Origin of the sequence: Veillonella sp. DNF00869 (assembly GCF_001553345.1) — a bacterium.
Lineage (GTDB): Bacteria > Bacillota > Negativicutes > Veillonellales > Veillonellaceae > F0422.
The window spans coordinates 1-1,395 of the sequence record NZ_KQ960755.1 but is presented as its reverse complement, the minus strand read 5'-3'; the positions used below and the strand labels follow the sequence as shown (position 1 = coordinate 1,395).

The following is a 1,395-nucleotide window of genomic DNA, read 5'->3' as shown; positions in this document are numbered from 1 at the left end:
GCATCGTTGATGCCATCACCTACGAACATAACAGAACCATGATCATTACGTAGAGACTGTACCACTTCTAATTTATCTTGTGGTAATAACTCAGCACGTACTCCTTGGATACCTACTTGTTGAGCAATGTACTTCGCACTAGCTGCCACATCACCTGTAAGCATCACTGTTTGATATCCTTTGCCGTTCATACGACGAATGGCTTCCTTAGAATCAGCCTTTAAAGAGTCAGCGATGATGATACGGCCTACGTATTGACCATCAACAGCTACGAATACTTCACTACCATACACATAATCAATCAATGGCGTTGCAATATTTTCTTTCGCCAACAAACGACCATTGCCGACTAATACAGTATGACCTTCTACGGTGCCTACCATGCCGTGACCAGAGATTTCTTTTACATCCTTGGCCGCATTAAACTCTACCCCTCTACGTTGTACTTCTTCTACGATAGACATCGCAATTGGGTGTGTAGATACGGCTTCTAAGGCTGCTGCATATTGCAACACTTCGTTTTCTGTATAGCCACTAGCTACTTCTACTGTTTGTACGTTGAACGTACCTGTTGTGATAGTACCAGTTTTGTCAAATGCAATCGCTTTCACACGGCTCATAGCCTCGATTGCTTTACCACCTTTAAATAAGATACCTTGTCGAGAACCAGCACCAATACCAGAGAAGAATGCCAATGGCACAGATAATACTAAAGCGCATGGACAAGATACTACTAAGAATGTTAAAGCTGTATAAATCCAATATTGCCATTCTCCTGTGAATAGAGGAGGTACTATGGCAACGATAATTGCCAATGCCACTACGATTGGCGTATATACGCGAGAGAAACGAGTAATGAATCGGTCGATTTTTGGCTTGGATGCTGCTGCGTTTTCCACAGCATCTAAAATGCGCATAACCATGGAATCTTTTAATTCGTGAGTCACTTCTAAGACAATGCGACCATCCACGTTGATACAACCAGACATCACTTCTGTACCTACCGTAGCACTTACAGGAACAGGTTCCCCTGTCACCGCTGCTGTATCGATACGTGTAGTGCCTTCTACTACGCGACCATCCAATGGGATACGATCGCCAGGGCGAATTTCAATATGAGATCCTACTTGTACATCTTCTGGATTTACAACTTGTACGCTACCGTCACAAGCGATTAAACGTACTTCTTCTGGGCGAAGATCCACTGCATCCATGACCGCATTACGGCTGCGCTCTGTAGCACGTTCTTCAAAATAAATCCCTACTTGGAAGAACAACATAACACCTACAGCCTCTGCATATTCACCGATGATTAAAGCACCGATAGTAGCAATAGACATCAAGAAATTCTCGTCAAAGAATTTACCTTTCATACCATTTTTAACAGCTGCCCAT

At 43.2% G+C, this 1,395-nt stretch carries 1 protein-coding gene; it reads right to left on the bottom strand.

Annotated features, from left to right (window positions below; genetic code table 11):
• Nucleotides 1-1,395: heavy metal translocating P-type ATPase (locus HMPREF3032_RS01385; RefSeq protein WP_062401262.1), on the bottom strand; the 1,395-nt coding region annotated here is incomplete at both ends.